Raw genomic sequence first — 17060 nt, forward strand, 5'->3', positions numbered from 1 at the left:
GCGTCATTCGTAAGGCGATCAAGAACCGGAAGATTTTTCGGACTGATGAGTCAGTCATGAAGGTAATCTATCTGGCCATGGAAAAAGCTTCCGAGAAATGGACCATGCCGATCAGGAACTGGAAAGCAGCCATGAACCGGTTTGAAATTATGTTTCCTGACCGGTTCAAGGAGTAATAGTTTTGGTGGCGTTTACACAGAATTATTTACAGGCTCTACGAAAATTCCACGAAGCCTGCTCCAGACTTGAATCCACTTGGTAGGCTGTATGACTTGCCTGCCATTCGATCAGGGATGATGGCTGCTGGTTTTGGAGCATTCTTCGAAATCCATAGCTATATTGTGCAACTTGCCGAAGTTCAGTAAAGCATCTTTTGAGATGTTGTAAATTTTTCATGCTGACTGGAAATTGAGGCTGGTTATAACTGTTCATGGCCTGGCTCATTACCCGTGATTGATGATTTCTCCATAAATTCCTTTGCTTCTTTCCCAACTCAGTGACCCATGGAACCGGCTGGGGTATACTGCTCGGCTTCGTCGTTAAGCCAGCTTCGCCATAATGGGCAGGCTCGGGTAAACACCGGTTGAATACAGGAAGTAAGGGAGTCTGAGCCTCTCCATGCAGTTGATCCGCGGGTTGCACAATATCAGGCCAGAACATCAGAGATGCGTGGCCACCATCGGTAATTTTGATGGTGTGCATGTGGGCCACAGAACCATTCTTGAGGCCCTGAAACAACAGGCTTTTGAGTTGGATGCCAAGGTGTGCGTTATCACCTTTGAGCCCCAGCCCAGAGAGTATTTTCAGGGTGATGCTTCACCACCGAGGCTGTCCAGCCTTCGGGAGAAGCTGGCCCTGCTGGCTGAGAGCCATGTTGATCAGGTGCTCTGCCTGCCTTTCAATGACCGGCTGCGCAGTCTCAGTGCTGATGATTTTGTCTTCCGTGCACTGGTCGAAGGACTGGATATTCGCTATCTGATTGTCGGTGATGACTTTCGCTATGGTTGTGACCGAAAAGGCGATTTTACTCATTTGGAAATGATGGGTGAGCGACACGGGTTTGAAGTCTGTGATACCCAGACCGTATTAATGCAGCAGGGGCGTATCAGCAGCACCCGCATTCGAGATGCGCTGGCTGAAAATGAGTTTACCGAAGCGGAACATATGCTGGGCAGGCCATTTACCATGATTGGACGGGTGGTGAAGGGCCAGCAGCTGGGCAGAACCCTGGGCTTCCCGACAGCAAACATCAGGGTATGCCGTCGGCGTCTGCCTTTGCAGGGCGTGTTTGCTGTTCGTACACTGGTGGATGGCCATCGTTTTAATGCGGTTGCCAACCTGGGCATCAGGCCATCCGTATCGGGTGTCAAACCTCTGCTTGAAGTACATATGCTCGACTTCAAGGGAGATCTGTATGATCAGACCCTGCGGGTAGAATTTGTTGAAAAAATCAGGGATGAACAGAAATTTGAATCGCTTGAAGCCTTGCGGGCAGCGATTGCTAATGATATCGAATCAGCCCGCAAGATTTTTGGTGATGAATAGTCCGTAGAGATTCCGGTAAACAACTATGTCCGATTACAAGCATACATTGAATTTGCCGCAGACCGATTTTCCTATGCGCGGCAATTTGGCCCAGCGTGAGCCGGAAATGCTCAAGCGCTGGTATGACATGGATCTCTACGAAGAAATTCGCAAGATCAGCCAGGGACGGGATAAGTTTATTCTGCATGATGGCCCTCCCTATGCCAATGGTGATATCCATATTGGCCATGCCGTTAACAAGATCCTGAAAGATATTATCGTTAAAGCCAAAACATTGAGTGGCTACGATGCACCTTATGTTCCTGGCTGGGACTGCCACGGCCTGCCTATTGAGCATAAGGTTGAAGGTATGCTTGGCAAGGCGGGCGATAAAGTCGATTTCAAAACTTTCCGCAAGAAGTGCCGTGAATACGCCTCCAAGCAAGTGGATGGCCAGCGCGAAGACTTTAAACGAATGGGGGTTTTTGGCGACTGGGACAAGCCATACCTGACCATGGATTTCCAGACCGAAGCGGACATCATTCGTTCTCTCGGAAAAATTGCTGCCAATGGCCATCTGGTAAAAGGCTATAAGCCGGTTTACTGGAGTGTTGTGGGTGGCTCTGCACTGGCTGAAGCGGAAGTTGAGTATCAGGATAAAACCTCTACCCAGATTGACGTGCGTTACGCAGCGCTTGATGAAGCGGATCTGTTAAGTGCATTCACTTTTGAAAGTTCAGAAGGTGAAGGTGAGGTTGCTGTTGTTATCTGGACGACAACACCATGGACTCTGCCATCCTCTCAGGCGGTCAGCATGGGAAGCGAGCTGGATTATGCACTGGTGCAGTGTCAGGTCAATGGTGAGCCTGCCCGTCTCGTTCTGGCTGAAGCACTGGTGGAAAGTGCCATGCAGCGCTATGGCATTGAAGACTACACGATTATTGCTCGGGCAAAGGGTGCCGCTTTTGAAAACAAGAAAGTGGCTCACCCATTTTATGACCGAGAACTGCCTTTGATACTGGGTGACCATGTCACCATTGATGCGGGTACCGGTAATGTTCATACGGCACCTGACCACGGTGTTGATGACTTTAATGTCGGTCGTCAATACGGTATCGGAACACTGAACTACCTGGATGACAGTGGCTACTATCGTGCCAACGTAGAACGGTTTGCCGGTGAACACGTTTATAAGGTTGACCCGAAAGTTGTTGAGGTTCTGGTTGAGAAAGGTCTACTTCTGGCTCAGGAAAAACTGACACACAGCTACCCTCACTGCTGGCGTACCAAAACACCTTTGATTTTCCGTGCGACGCCTCAGTGGTTTATCAGCATGACCAAAGAGCACCTGCTGGGTACCGCCATGGAATCCCTGAAGGGGGTAGAGTTTACCCCGGATTGGGGCCGTAACCGGATGGAAGCCATGCTGGGCCAGAGCCCGGACTGGTGTATCTCCCGTCAGCGTACCTGGGGTGTACCGATTGCCCTGTTTATTCATAAAGAGACAGAAGAACTGCATCCGGATACTCAGGCACTGATTGAAAAAGTCGCGCTGAAAGTTGAGCAGGAAGGGATGGATGCCTGGTTTGACCTGGAGCCTGCTGACATGCTTTCTGCGGAAGATGCTGAACAGTATGTCAAAGTGACCGATACCCTGGATGTCTGGTTTGATTCCGGTGTTACTCACTATTCTGTTATCGAACGGCGTGAAGAGCTGCAATTCCCTGCAGATCTCTATCTGGAAGGTTCTGACCAGCACCGCGGCTGGTTCCAGTCGTCTCTGAAAACCAGTATTGCCATGAATGGCGTGCCTCCCTACAAAGGCCTGCTGACCCATGGCTTTACCGTGGATGCCAATGGCCGGAAGATGTCCAAATCTCTGGGCAATGTGATTGCGCCCCAGAAAGTTTTCAAGTCTTTGGGGGCTGATATCCTGCGCCTCTGGGTTTCTGCGACAGACTATACCTCAGAAATGACCGTTTCTGATGATATCCTCAAGCGCACGGCAGACAGCTATCGCCGTATCCGTAATACTGCACGTTTCCTGCTGTCTAACCTGACCGGCTTCAACCCGGAGACGGATGCGGTTGCCTGGGAGGATATGCTGTCACTGGACAAATGGGCTGTGGATCGTACCCTGAGACTGCAGAATGAAGTTGTAGAATCGTTCAACAGCTATAACTTCCTTTCCGTATACCAGAAGGTCCACAATTTCTGCTCACTGGACCTGGGTGGTTTCTATCTGGATATCATCAAAGACCGTCAGTACACCACTCAGCAGAACAGTCTGGCTCGTCGCAGCTGTCAGACCGCGATGTACCATATCATCGAGGCCTTTGCCCGCTGGATGGCGCCAATCACCAGTTTTACCGCTGAAGAAATCTGGGAAGCGATTCCTGGCCAGCGTGGTGCTTCTGTTTTCCTGGAAACCTGGTATGAAGGACTGAACAGTCTGGAAGGTGACGAGTTGGGTCGTGAATACTGGAATACCGTTCTGGAAGTGAAAACAGCCGTTAATAAAGCTCTGGAAGATGCCCGTGTTGCTGGAACCATCGGTGGCTCTCTGGAGGCGGAAGTGACGCTGTATGCCGATGACGCGTTGACCGGGAAACTGAACCGTCTGGGTAATGAGCTGCGTTTTGTTCTGATTACCTCAGCAGCTACCGTTAAGCCATTGACTGATGCGGGTGATGCTGCGGCTACTGAATTGGCCGGGCTTAAAGTGCAGGTTGAGAAGTCTGAGCACAAGAAGTGTGATCGCTGCTGGCATCGTCGTGAAGATGTTGGCACCATTGCGGAACACCCTGATCTTTGTGGTCGCTGTGTCGAAAACGTTGAGGGTAGTGGCGAACAGCGTCAATTTGCTTGATATTAGGGCCTGTTGACGTTTCGTTCCGAGCTCAGCGGATCAGGGCGCTCCTATGACGGGGCGCGGCATTGCAGGAAGGCTGGTTGCCTTTCAAAATGCTGCAACAAAGTCATAGGGGCGCCCTGATCCGCCTGAAGGGTGGTCCAGAAAAGCGCCATCTGCTTTGTCAGACTAGCTTGATGTAGAATAACTACACTCTGCGCAAGTCTTTCGCGCATAAGACGCTTTTCTGGGCCACTGAGCATGCAACGAAACGTCAACAGGCCCTAGCTTTTGGCATAAAAAATACCCGGTCAGTACCGGGTATTTTTTTGGACAGTAGTCTATTTTATTACGTGTTATTAAACGCTTGGGTGTTGTAACTGGTTAAATTTTGATGGATTTCGGTAATTCGCACTATCCCTTGGCTGTTCAAGACACTTAGTATTTACAAGACTCACTGAATGATATGGATTTTTTTAGCAGGAACCGGCCATGCAGAGTAATACATCAGGAAAGCTTCACTGGCTCTGGCTCAGTGCAATCGTGTTCGGCCTTGATCAACTGGTAAAGTGGTGGGTTATTCAGGAGTTCTCCCTGTACCAGCAATTACAGGTGTTGCCATTCTTTTCCCTGACTCTTGCCTACAATACCGGGGCGGCATTCAGTTTTCTGGGTGATGCATCAGGTTGGCAGCGCTGGTTCCTCAGTGGTGTGGCCATTATTGTCAGCATCATGCTGGTAGGCTGGCTGAAGCAGCTTCGCTCAGGTGAAAACTGGCAGGCCTGTTCTCTGTCATTGATACTGGGGGGTGCGTTGGGGAATTTGATTGACCGCCTGTTGCACGGGCATGTCACCGACTTTCTGTTGTTTTACTACAAAAACTGGTATTTTCCTGCGTTCAACCTGGCGGATACGGCTATTACCGTGGGGGCTGCCATGTTGATTCTGGATATGTTCCGGAATAACCCTTCGCCTGAAGGTAGCAGTAACGATAAATAGAAGAGCAGGAGCGAGTTACGGTGTCAGCAGTAATTGATAAAGGCAGTAAGGTCACTCTGCATTTTTCCCTGAAGCTGGATGATGGGAGTGTGGTGGACAGTACGCCATCGGAGAAACCTGCATTTCTGACCATTGGTGATGGTAATCTCCCGGAAGGCTTTGAAGAAACACTGTACGGCCTGGCTTCTGGTGAAGACCGGGTTTCCCGGATTCCTCCGGAAAAAGCGTTTGGCATGCCAAACCCCAATAATGTGCAGCGCATTCCCAGGGGCAGCTTTGCCAGTGGGGTTGAACTGGAAGAAGGGCTGGTGATGTCCTTTTCTGATGCAGCCAACAGTGAGCTTCCCGGCGTGGTCCGGACTTTTGATGATGAAGTGGTTGAAGTTGACTTCAATCATCCTCTGTCAGGTCGACACCTGATCTTTGAGGTACAGATTCTGGATGTACAGACACCCTGAGCTATAACTAATAGCCCAGAGCTATAAAAAGTAGTGGTAGAAAAGGTTGGTGATTCCCCTATGAAAATCAAACTGGCTAATCCCCGTGGCTTTTGTGCAGGTGTGGACCGTGCCATTGAGATCGTCAACCGAGCGCTTGATGTTTTTGGTCCTCCTATTTACGTCCGTCATGAGGTGGTACATAACAAATTTGTGGTGGAAAACCTGAAGGAGCGCGGGGCAATCTTTGTCGATGAGCTGGATCAGGTGCCCGATGACGTCATCGTTATTTTCAGTGCTCATGGTGTTTCCAAAGCCGTGGAAGATGAGGCAGAGCGACGTGGCCTGAAAGTCTTTGATGCTTCCTGTCCGCTGGTCAAAAAAGTTCATATGGAAGTGGTTCGTTACTCCCGGGATGGTATGGAGTGCGTACTGATTGGTCACCATGGGCATCCTGAAGTGGAAGGCACCATGGGGCAGTATGACTCTCGAAACGGTGGAGCTATGTATCTGGTGGAGAACGAAAACGATGTTCGTGCTCTTGAGGTGTCAGACCCATCCCGGTTGGCCTATGTCACCCAGACAACACTCTCCATGGACGATACGGCCAAAGTTATTGAAGCGTTGCGACTTAAGTTTCCAGAGATACAGGGACCACGGAAAGACGATATCTGCTATGCCACGCAGAACCGACAGGATGCGGTAAAAATTCTGGCAGGACAGTGTGACCTGGTATTAGTGGTCGGTTCAGTTAACAGTTCAAACTCTAACCGTCTGCGGGAGCTGGCTGAGCGTACGGGTGCTGAAGCTTATCTGGTGGACAATGCAGAAGATGTCAAACCGGAATGGCTGGTGGACAAAACTGCCATTGGTATCACAGCAGGTGCCTCGGCACCGGATATTCTGGTTCAGGGAGTTATCACACGCTTGAAAGAACTTGGCGCAGAATTACCAGAGGAGCTGGATGGCAAAGCCGAAAACATCGTCTTTACCATGCCCAAAGAACTGCGTTTGAAATCCGTTTCTGACTAGTACGGTTGGTACAACATTGAATGAAGCACACAAGAGCAGTTGCTCTGTGTGCTTTTCCGTCTCTATGGATCAATGCTTATTGAACATTTTATGGGTCAGAGCGGTTGAAAATGCCCGTGGCAATAAACGGGAAACCATAAAAACATTCAGTCGATTCATCCATCCTGCAATACGCACCGGGCGCTTCCCCAGAGCCGACAGGCCTGCTTGAACGACAGCCTCTGGTTTCATCAGTGGCTGCCTGAACATTGTATTCAGGCCTCCGGTGACGGACTGTCCCATATCCGTATCGGTTAATCCTGGTGCAAGTACGGTGACATCAACGCCGGAAGATTTCAGTTCCTTATGCATCCCTTCAGCTAAAAGCTGGATATAGGCTTTACTGGCTGCGTACTGGGCCAGATAGGCTGAAGGCATATAAGCCATGATGCTGGACACAAATAAAATGCCTCCCCGCCCCCGCTGACGCATTTGTCCAGCAAAGTGGTGAGCCAGCCGGGTCGGTGCCGCCATATTGATTTGCAGCAGGCTATCCACTTGTTGCCAGCTCTGCTGATCAAACAGTTCATGGGTTTCTATGCCCGCATTGGGGATCACAAGACCGATTTCCAGGTCGGCGGATTGTTCTATCACCCGGTTGACCTCTGATGTATCCGACATATCAGCAACAATGACACGGGTACTGATTTCATGGTGTTGTTCCAACAGCTGAGCGAGTTCGTCCAGTAGTGATTTACGACGAGCCACAAGAATCAGGTTCAGCCCTTTTTTTGCCAGCACTTCGGCAAACGTCCTGCCGATACCCGCACTGGCACCGGTAATCAATGCCCATGATCCATATTGTTTTGCGAAGCCAGAGTCTGACATGTTGGGTTTATCCTTATTTAATGGGAGAAATCCTGCTTTTTTTAAACATGCAACATGAGTCTGATTGATCAGTTAAAGACGACGTTGCCTGATACTGATTCTCTGAAGGTAGTTGCCCATGGGAAAACGACATCCGCGAGCTTGGTGGTTTCATCTGTGTTCAGAGAGCGCGTTGCAGATAAGCTGGTTGGTGTTTGTCGGGTATTTATTATCTGAGCTGCTACGGTACCATGCGTATAAAGCGCCACAGGCATACTGAACGTGAAAGCAGAAAGACTCACCGGACCGTGTCCTTATTATTGTTATTGGCCGTATGAGTGTAATTACTTCCAGATCAGTTTTCTAATACTGTTTACGTACTTTGAGTGTCTGGATGGACGCAGAGGGCATGAAGCAATCAAGTCTGACAGTTCATGTTCAAAGGCTTCATCAGCTTTCAGTTCCAGAAGATAGTAATGACCCAGTGACTGTGGCTTGGAGATATTGAGTCGATCACTGTAGCGCTGATCATATACCTTGATGTCACTGTCTATCGTTGCCCGGATTTTCTGGCAGGCTGAAATAAAATAATCCCGCTGATAGCGACAGATCAGTATAGGCATAATGCCATTGCCCAGGTATATCTGCCCTTTGTCGGGTAATTGCTTGTAACAGTCATACAGGGCATTCCGCCAGCTGAAGTTATTGTGCTCAAGATCAAGTGGAGCGCGAAATAGAATCTTTTTGCCTTTGCCCGATCGTCTTAACTTGAACTCCAGTTTGGCAGTACCGGCATCCTGAAGATCGCCATACCAGCGTAAGCGCACCTTTTTTCGCTCACTGATTCCATTGAGGTTCTCTTCGTAGCGGGCAAGTCCGCAGCTATCCAGGTAAAGGCTGTTAATCGCTCTTTGATCATACTGTTGAGAAAACAGCAGTGGGTGCGTTTTCAGCCATAAAAGTACTTTCTGCAGCTGGGCAGCCGGTATGGGAATTTTGACTTCAAATCTCAGTGCTTCCATTACTTTGGTTTGTCCGATTTCATGATGCCCTTATAGAGGGCTTTTACATTAACGTCTTTGCTATTGATCTCGATTCCATCCAGCAATAACACGCTGCCTTTTTCTACAAGGCTCTTACTTTTGCATGAGAAATTAAGACAATTGATGTCATTAGCACTGAGCCTGGCAGGGCCAAAGATACTTTTTTTCATGTAACTCATGAGAGAGAACTCTTTAATGTTCACCAGTTTTAGGTTATTGGCAACTACCTCTGAGCGGTCTTTCGCAACAACCGCGATGTTGCTGTTGGTGATAGTGCTGTTCTCAATAGTAAGGCGGCTGTTTTCTCCAGCCGATATTGCTTTATCGCTAACCCCGTCAAAGAAGCTGTGTTGTACCTGAAATACCGAGCCACTGGTGTCAATGGCATCACCACCGGAAACTAACCCAATGTTGAAGAAGCGACTGTGTTTCACTGTGCCACTGCAAAAGTCACAGTCAAACCCATCAGACAGAGCGTTATGGATCTCAAGGTTGCTGATCTCAATGTCGCTGTTAATGATATTAAGTGCATCTTCCGAAGCATTGTCGTTTATTGATAAATGGTTGACAGAAATGATCGAATTGACAAAGTAAACCGCACCTCTAGGTTGCCAGAAGCCCAGCTTGGGGCTTTTGGCATGACTTGCTATCAAGTGACGAACTTTGCTCTCTCTGCGTTGAGTTGTTCCCATCACTGCTAACCCAGACCAATGGCCACCATTGGGTTGCTTGTTAAGGGTTACAGGTATGTTCTGTGTACCGTTGACTTCCAGCTCCCCAAATACCATCAAACCTGCACCTTCAGCAAACTCCAGCCGGGTGCCGGGCTGAATGATGACTTTCCAGTTATCCGGGGTAACCAGATAGTCATCGATTGTCCAAGTGCCCGACTGGATTTCCCAGAAGTTGTCTCTCTGTTTGATGAATGGGTATTTTTTTAAATGAGGTGATAGCTCAGGTCTGGGAATAAACGCCAGAGGATCAATATCGTCAACTGACTGAAACAGTGAAGACATAGCCTGCATTGGTGTGTGGAGGTCACTGCTCAGCTCTCTGTAGCTGGAGCAGGGTAATACTTGATAATCAGTTCCTAAACAGTCAGCCTGCTCTTTCAATAGCTGAAAATCGTATTTACCAAGGAAAGGGGCGCTTGAATGGAGCATGCGGCTGAAGCTCTCCTGAATATCTTCAAGCTTGTTGAACAGGTAGTCAGTGTCGATTTGATCCTTGAGATGCTGTAGCGCCAGCTTATAACTGGCAGCAATCTTGGGGTCAGAAAGCATGGTTGCACTGATCAGGGAGTATTTACTCGGTTGCTTCATTAACCAGGTGTGTTTTGCTGGTGAAACAGCAACATCGCTTTGTATTGGCTCAAGGCGTGCCGTATGTGGATTATAATACCAGCGCCAGTTATTCCATGTCAGAGCATGCCAGGCTCCCCAGATATCCACCGTAGCCAGATACTGCCCCAGCTTTTCAACATCGAAAACATCGCTGGCAGCACGCTTACCATTGATAAAGTCACTGATAAGTGACAGCGCGATTTGCTGTTGCCGTGCCAGCTCCTCTTTCTTGGAGATCTTCTTTCCTTGAATGGCTCTGGGTTTGAACTCACGAAGTCTCTGCCCTTGGCTATTTATACGTTCATCCAGCAAATCCAGCCGGACAACCAGACCTTCCGTGCGATTATTGGTTGCCAGAAGGTCTTGGCCAAAAGCCTGTTCAAGCAACATTACACCCCAGTCATCACCATTGACTATCACATTTACCGGAAAGTGCTGTGGAGAAAGGATGTCAAAACCGGCAATATTCATGGTTTGACGAAACAGCTCAGGCCCCTGATGGGAGCGGACATTTGAACTGAGCAGTGCAAAACGGGAAGTAGAAAAGATGGCTTTGCCTTTTTTCAACTCCAGGCGAAGTGACCAGCGATCCTGACCTTTAACATGGTCGAGCAGGTCACCCTGCAGTCTCAGGTCAATATCATACTTTGACTGTTGAAAATAGAGGTCACCTTCTGCATATTGTCGCGAATCCGGTATTAATCCGTCGGCTAACGCAGCTTGTCGATCGTCTACCAGCTTCTGCCACTCTTTGTATTTGATATCCAGTCTTAATGAGGGAATATCCCTTTCAGCGTTGAGCAGCTTGGCCGGAGCATCCTTTACATCTCTAACCAGTTGCAGAATACGATCTTGCGGGTTGGTATGCAGTGAGCGGTAACCTCCCTGAATTAATAATGTTCTTGCAACATCAAGAGACGGGATCAGCAGTATGGCTATACAGAGTATGCCAATCCATATAAATCGCTTTTCACGTTTAGAGACAACGTGTGCTTGTCGATCCAGACGGAGCTTCATGACTACAGCCCGGAAATGTCATTCTGTTCCAGAATGGAGATTTGTACCTGACTGAATTTGCTGTTCAGATTTGCAATAATGGCGTCCAGCTCTTCAGCGGTGTGTACATTGATAAAAAACAGGGCATCTACTTTGGCGTTGGAAAAGTCGAGCCTGCTTAAATCCATTCTTAGAACGTGCTGAGACAGTGTGTTTTTTAGCTCTGAAAGCACATGCTCCCTTGATGTTTCCTGGTCAACCGCGTAACTGATGGAAAGAAACAGGCCGTTTTCCTGAAATGATCTGGCCATTCTTTTTTTGGAAACGGCAATAAGAATTAAAATAACTGCACAGGCGGTAATGGCGGCAAATGTCTGGCCTGCACCCAATGCGATTGCCAGCCCTATATTCAGAAATAGGTAAGTCAGTTCCTCCGGTTCTTTAATGGGCGTTCGGAAGCGGACTATCGACAGTGCACCAACAAGGCCGAGAGCCAGAGCCAGGGAAGCTTTAACAACGGTAATGATAAGAATCACTGATAGCATCAGTATCGGGAATAGTCGGGAGAAGTCTTTCCTGTTACCAAAAGCTGTTGAGTACTTACGGAAGTGAATTCCAATCAGGCTGGCAAGAATGTAACCAATCACCAGGTTGAGCATTAATGATGCCAGACTGACACTGGCATAGGGAAAGAAGGACGAACGAATATCTTTGGGTAAATACGCGACCAGAAGAGGATCTACAGACTCCAGCATAATTCAATCTTCCTGATTTAAAATCCTGTTTTGACTTTTTCTTTATCTGATTAATTCTAATTCATAAGGTCATGGTTGCCGGTTACCGCTTACCACATTGAGTAAAGGCATTGTTTTCTGGCTGTTTAGGGGCGCGGCAGATATTTGACTGGTTCAGGAAACAGGGCTTTAGCAAAGCAGGAAAACAGCCTGTTTCTTGGTGGGGTGGAATTTATTGACCTTAGAAGTAATAAAGATGATGGGCGGGAGATATCGACCCATCGTATTGATTTCTTGATTGAATTTAATTTTTTACCAGGCTCCGGCCATCGTACCGCCACGCGTACCGACCGATGTCAAGGTAATGGTAGGGGCTGCGCCATTGCCATCCCATGCAGGAGAGTTAGCAGATGCTGTTGCCGTCAGGGTGTAGCTATTGGCTGTCGCTGCACTGATGGTCAGGTTAAAGAATGCGGTTCCCGACTCAGGGCTCTGCTGATGGTAGATACCAGGTGATCCTGTATTATCACCTGTTCCATCATTATCGCCATCGGTTGCAGCCCCCAGGTAGCTGCCATTTTGCGCTCTGTGTCGCTCCATGGCATTGGCCAGTCCCATAAGGGAGGCTCTTGCATCAGCGATGGCGCTGTCCTCAACATGTTGTCTGTAACTGGGAATGGCGATGGCAGCAAGAATCCCGAGCACTGCCACTGCAATCATCAATTCAACCAGCGTAAACCCTTTACTACGACTCATTTCTCTTTTCTCTGCGTGTGAAACCTTGATGTTCCGGGTGGCTATCCACCCGGTTTGTCCTGGACACTGGCTCAGTGGTTATTGAACCTGTCGCCAGTAGGTTGTTTGTTTATCATCCCCGATTTCCAGAGGATCACACTCCGCGCCTACGCAGACCAGTGCATCTTTACTACCTTCCGGGAACAGGATACTGGTAGTGGGTGGAAGCCCACTGTTGGCCAACTCTTTGTATCTGTCCTCAGGGTTCGTCAGATCACTGTCGGCAGGCTTGCCCGTCAGAAGGTCTACAGAATATGCTCTGGCTTTACCGGCAACCGGGTTACAACTGGCTGACACCTCATCGGAAGGCAGGTAGGTATTGAAATAGATCACTTCTTCAAAGGTCACCGACTCAGTCATGACCTTTTCCTGGTAATCCAGATCGAGGAACCAACCTTTTCGGGCAGAAGACAATGTATTACCAAATGCATCTTCTGCCGTTGCCTGCATCTCATTGGTGATATTGAACAACTGAGTGTCCTGACTGTCATGTTTCAGCAGTTTATGAACTGGAACTTCTTTTTTGCCGACATTGTCTTTATTGACGACAGGGTTTGCATAAGCCGGTGATGCCAGTACATAGGCTCTGTCCTGAACATCTTCATTGACCCGGCTCAGTGGATCTGGCCGACTACCGGTACCAATCGCCAGAGCAAGGTGAGTAGCTCCATTCAGTCGGAACAGGGAAGCATCCGGTTCCACAAAGAAGCGTCTGGATTGAGTTCTCTGCTCTTTGCCACCATCCATATGGTCGGGATTCTGAAGATCTGGGCCAATATAGGCAAAGATACCTTCGTGACGGTCCCATGTACCATCACCATCACTGTCAGTTGGCCAAACCAGGTTCTTGATGGAGGTTGTATTTGGAACTGCACACTCACTGGTATTGGTTGAGGTACAGTTATTAATAAATAGCCGCCAGACCTGACCACCAACATCAGCAAAGAGTAGTTGATCTGCCAGACCATCACCTTCCAGATCAATAACTCGTACGCCTCCGGGGATGCTGTAGTTCATTTTGCTGAGTTTCAGATTGGCGCTGGTATCTGTGTCATTGCCTGCGGACCAGATGCGTTCTCCTGTTTTGGCATCTACGATGTAAATTGCATTGCCCATATTGTCTGTCTGGTAAAGTTTGGTTTCATCCTGATCTTTATCATAACCACCGCTGAATACGAGAACATCCCTGATGGTTGAGCCAATTTTGATTTTGGTTTTCACCGGCTTTGCCCAGGTCTGGCCGAGCCGTTCAAACCCACTGTCCCCACCAGAGATAAACCACAGGAGCTCAGGCGAATCCGGGGTTGTTACATCTAGTGCATAGTAACTTCTTCCACCTCGACGCATGCCGATATAGGCATAAACAAACTCACCTTTATTGATGGATTTACTGCTTAAAAAATCACTATTCTGGTCATAGTTTAAGGTGTCGTATCCCCCCCAGATGACGCCGTTCTTATTCACATCATTGACCCAGAGTGTGACTGATCCATCCATACCGTATGGCCGACCATGTCCCGGTGTACGATTGGTGACAGCATTGGACTCCAGTCGATCCAGATTTTTCAGCAACTCTTGAGGCATAAATGCAAATTTTTCTCCTCCGGTGTCTGCATCTATCGAGTGAATGAATCCATCATTAGTGCCAAAGAAGATGCCCAGTGTTTGATTTGCTTCCGGGCAATATTTTTCCTGCACACTGCACCCATAGGTTACCAGAGCAGGAACAGAATGAAGCGGATCTCCATACCAAGTGTTTGGATCACGAATCCAGTCCAGAAGGACAGTTCTGCGCGAATTGTTGGATGAAGTAAGACCAAGATCCGTCGCTGAGATATTTGCGTTGTCTTTGTGTAATCGGTGGGCATTGCTGTTCAGGTTGACGGCATTGCCTTTTGGATTGGCTCCTGTATAGGTGAACAGCTTACGGCTTGATGACGCAGGAATGTTGTCCCCAGCTCCACCAATATTTACTTTACGGCCATCAACCTGCTTGCTCCAGTAGCTGAAGGCTTCTTCTTTGAAGAAGCCTGTTTTGGAATCTACAGCCAGTGCTGGGCGAGCATCATAAACATCAAGTGGATCACCAGTAAGTTGATAACGCTTGAGGTTTCCTTGCCAGCGATCGGTTTTAGATGGTTTAAATACCGAGTAATAAACCTGCGACAAATGTCTTGAGTTATTGAACTGGTTTGCAGTTACGCCTGGACTGACAAAGCTGGACTCATCTTCGATGATGCCCGTGATGATATTGTTAAATGCTTTGGCGAGTTCTGCTGCATTATCTGCAGTATAGAATTCACCACCACCATTAGTCGCAATATCTTTCAGAAACCGCTGAACCGTCTGGTTATCTTTCAAACCAAACGCAATGGTATGGGTGAATACATTTTGAGTACCATCCATGTTGCTGCCAGTGCTCAGGTCTGTTGTATTCAGCCATGTTGACAGGGTTCGGGCACATCTTTCACCGTCTCTGTTGGAGTCGTATTTACAGTGGGAAGAAGAGATGCCCTTGGTCAGGTTATTAATATTATTCCAGTCGTCACTGTCGCTGGAATTCGCTTCACCATCGGTTAGCAATACGGTGTAGTTGGACTGGCAAACATTATTGATGGGGCTTGGATGAGACCCTTTACCATCACGAAAATATTTAGCGCCTTCGTAATAGGTCGGTGTAAGCGGTGTGCCTCCATCCGGATACATGCTGTTGACCAGAGATATCAGGTGGTCACGTACCTTATAACCGCTTTCCTGGTCGATACCTCCGGATGCCACCTTTATCTTGAGGCGGGGAGACAGTGACGGGTTATCATCGTAGCTAATGGCTTTTCGGGTTCCACTGTCACCCGTAAGAAGCAGCGTGATATTGTTACCAGCAACCCAGCCAGATTTATCAACCAGTTCTTGAATGATTGCGGTGATATCAGAACTATAAACCTCATTCCGTTCCCATTGATCGTTTTCCCACCTGATACTTGCTACTGTTTTATTACGGTTTGATAAATTGTTATTGGATGGCGTAATAGCATTGGAGTTCGCCGCTGCATCTGCCTGAACGATAATCCGGGAGAAATTACTGGAATCTTCCCTTGCAGTTAACTCAATGGTTGCCGACAGAATTTTTGCACCCTGTTTTATAGGGATTGAGGGATAGTGCAAACCAGTAATAGTCTTCGTTCTACTGGTTTTCTGCATCAATAGGGTATTTTCACGGTCTTCGACAGTTTTGCCAGATTGATAGGCATCATTATCAGAGCTCTGGATACGGGTATTCAGCAACTCGTTTCTGCATCCATTCTCGCCACCGGAGTATTCAACTTTCAGTCGAGGCTTCAGGCCTCTGTTGCCATCAATACTGTAAGCATGCTTAAGACCATTTGAGAGAGGAGAAAAGTAGAAAGTAGCGACATCATTACCACACCAGTTGTTATGGTTTACCAATCGCTGCATCAGGCTGGTGATATCAACAGGGTATACGGTGTGATTATCAAGAGTGCCTTTTACCCATGGGTCAAGAGTGCGTACAACACTGCCAGAGTCCCATTTCGGGCGTGTTGTTAAATTACCATTCGAGTTGGAAAAAGGCTGATTTGCAGTGCTACCAGGGTTACCAGCAAAGATTTCCACCTGAAGTTGTGAATCATCAGTGGCACTCGCTGTGAAATCGATTGATGCGGATTTTATGGTCGCCCCTTGTGGGACGCCAACATCCTGAAATCTTAAACCGGTAAAAAATGATTGATTGATGGATGAGTTGACGGAGTATTCAATAGTCAGATGAGCTGCTTTATCTTTTTGGCTACCATCCTGTTTGATTTTATAGGCAGAGCGGGATCCACTTTTACGCTCAAAGATTAAAACGATATCTGTCAGGTATTCGCTGTCGTTCCAGTTGAGTGATTGATCATTCAGTAAGTCCTCAACTACTGATGTTACGTCAACGCTATAAGCCCTGTCCTTGCTCCAGTTTCCAGGATACCAGGAAAGTGCCGGGGTACGATTTTCTGTAATACCTGAGCCTTTAAAGTCACTGGGCATTTTGGCTCGTTCTGCAGAGACTTCTATTCTTGAATCACCACTATCACTGGTAACAGCTATAAACTCAACCGATGCTTTGGTGATGGTGGCATTGGCTGGAATCTTTAAATCCCGGAAGCGTAATGCATTCTCCTGTCCCCAGGTGAAGTTCATCTGGAACCCACCAAAATCAAGCCCGCCAAAAATACTGCTTTCTACGTTATCCTGCCAAACTTTTACGGAGGTATCTGTGCTGTAGTCTCCACCTTGCTGGACATATCGCCCAAGAGGAAGAGAAAAGCTATCCAAAGTAATACCAATCGCATTTTCTAAATCCTTAAGCTGCCGCCAACTATGCTTAGGCATCATTACCATGCATTATCTAGAACAGATGTCTCGTCGACCACAGCTACCCGAAGGTTTTAATGATGTTGATTTTC

Annotated in this window: 12 protein-coding genes and 1 pseudogene; 6 read left to right on the plus strand and 7 right to left on the minus strand. The window is 48.0% G+C overall.

Annotated features, from left to right (window positions below; genetic code table 11):
- From AK963_RS32130 to ispH, 6 genes and pseudogenes are all read left to right on the plus strand, one after another.
- Positions 1–176, plus strand: a pseudogene (locus tag AK963_RS32130) (IS256 family transposase); the annotation flags it as partial.
- A 442-nt stretch (positions 177–618) separates the two neighbouring features.
- Positions 619–1545, plus strand: a complete 927-nt coding sequence (gene ribF / locus AK963_RS16180; RefSeq protein WP_066016483.1) for a bifunctional riboflavin kinase/FAD synthetase — start codon at positions 619–621, stop codon at positions 1543–1545.
- A gap of 25 nt (positions 1546–1570) precedes the next feature.
- Positions 1571–4393, plus strand: a complete 2823-nt coding sequence (gene ileS / locus AK963_RS16185; protein ID WP_066016484.1) for an isoleucine--tRNA ligase — start codon at positions 1571–1573, stop codon at positions 4391–4393.
- 474 nt (positions 4394–4867) lie between these two features.
- Positions 4868–5374, plus strand: coding sequence for a signal peptidase II (lspA, locus tag AK963_RS16190; protein WP_066016485.1), 507 nt, complete (start codon positions 4868–4870; stop codon positions 5372–5374).
- Between the two features lie 20 nt (positions 5375–5394).
- The gene (gene fkpB / locus AK963_RS16195; protein WP_066016486.1) at positions 5395–5832 is read left to right on the plus strand and encodes an FKBP-type peptidyl-prolyl cis-trans isomerase; all 438 of its coding nucleotides are present in this window, start codon (positions 5395–5397) and stop codon (positions 5830–5832) included.
- Positions 5833–5892: 60 nt separating this feature from the next.
- Entirely contained in the window at positions 5893–6843 is a 951-nt protein-coding gene (gene ispH / locus AK963_RS16200) for a 4-hydroxy-3-methylbut-2-enyl diphosphate reductase (protein ID WP_066016487.1), read from the plus strand.
- A gap of 69 nt (positions 6844–6912) precedes the next feature.
- Here the strand turns inward: ispH and AK963_RS16205 are convergent, their stop codons facing one another.
- The 7 genes from AK963_RS16205 to AK963_RS16230 all read right to left on the minus strand — a co-directional run bounded on the left by AK963_RS16205 (position 6913) and on the right by AK963_RS16230 (position 16989).
- The gene (locus AK963_RS16205; RefSeq protein WP_066016488.1) at positions 6913–7710 is read right to left on the minus strand and encodes an SDR family NAD(P)-dependent oxidoreductase; all 798 of its coding nucleotides are present in this window, start codon (positions 7708–7710) and stop codon (positions 6913–6915) included.
- A 68-nt stretch (positions 7711–7778) separates the two neighbouring features.
- Positions 7779–7991, minus strand: a complete 213-nt coding sequence (locus tag AK963_RS35440) for a hypothetical protein (RefSeq protein ID WP_139117450.1) — start codon at positions 7989–7991, stop codon at positions 7779–7781.
- Positions 7992–8033: 42 nt separating this feature from the next.
- The gene (locus tag AK963_RS16210) at positions 8034–8711 is read right to left on the minus strand and encodes a polyphosphate polymerase domain-containing protein (protein WP_066016489.1); all 678 of its coding nucleotides are present in this window, start codon (positions 8709–8711) and stop codon (positions 8034–8036) included.
- A complete protein-coding gene (locus AK963_RS16215; RefSeq protein WP_066016490.1) occupies positions 8711–11092 on the minus strand; it encodes a CotH kinase family protein in 2382 nt (793 codons plus the stop codon). The genes AK963_RS16210 and AK963_RS16215 overlap by 1 nt, the downstream gene beginning before the upstream one ends.
- Positions 11093–11094: 2 nt before the next feature.
- Entirely contained in the window at positions 11095–11826 is a 732-nt protein-coding gene (locus AK963_RS16220; RefSeq protein ID WP_175404544.1) for a DUF4956 domain-containing protein, read from the minus strand.
- A 291-nt stretch (positions 11827–12117) separates the two neighbouring features.
- Entirely contained in the window at positions 12118–12561 is a 444-nt protein-coding gene (locus tag AK963_RS16225) for a type IV pilin protein (RefSeq protein ID WP_066016491.1), read from the minus strand.
- A gap of 78 nt (positions 12562–12639) precedes the next feature.
- Positions 12640–16989, minus strand: a complete 4350-nt coding sequence (locus AK963_RS16230) for a pilus assembly protein (protein ID WP_175404545.1) — start codon at positions 16987–16989, stop codon at positions 12640–12642.
- Positions 16990–17060 lie beyond the last annotated feature (71 nt).

Source organism: Endozoicomonas atrinae (genome assembly GCF_001647025.1).
GTDB classification, from domain to species: domain Bacteria; phylum Pseudomonadota; class Gammaproteobacteria; order Pseudomonadales; family Endozoicomonadaceae; genus Endozoicomonas; species Endozoicomonas atrinae.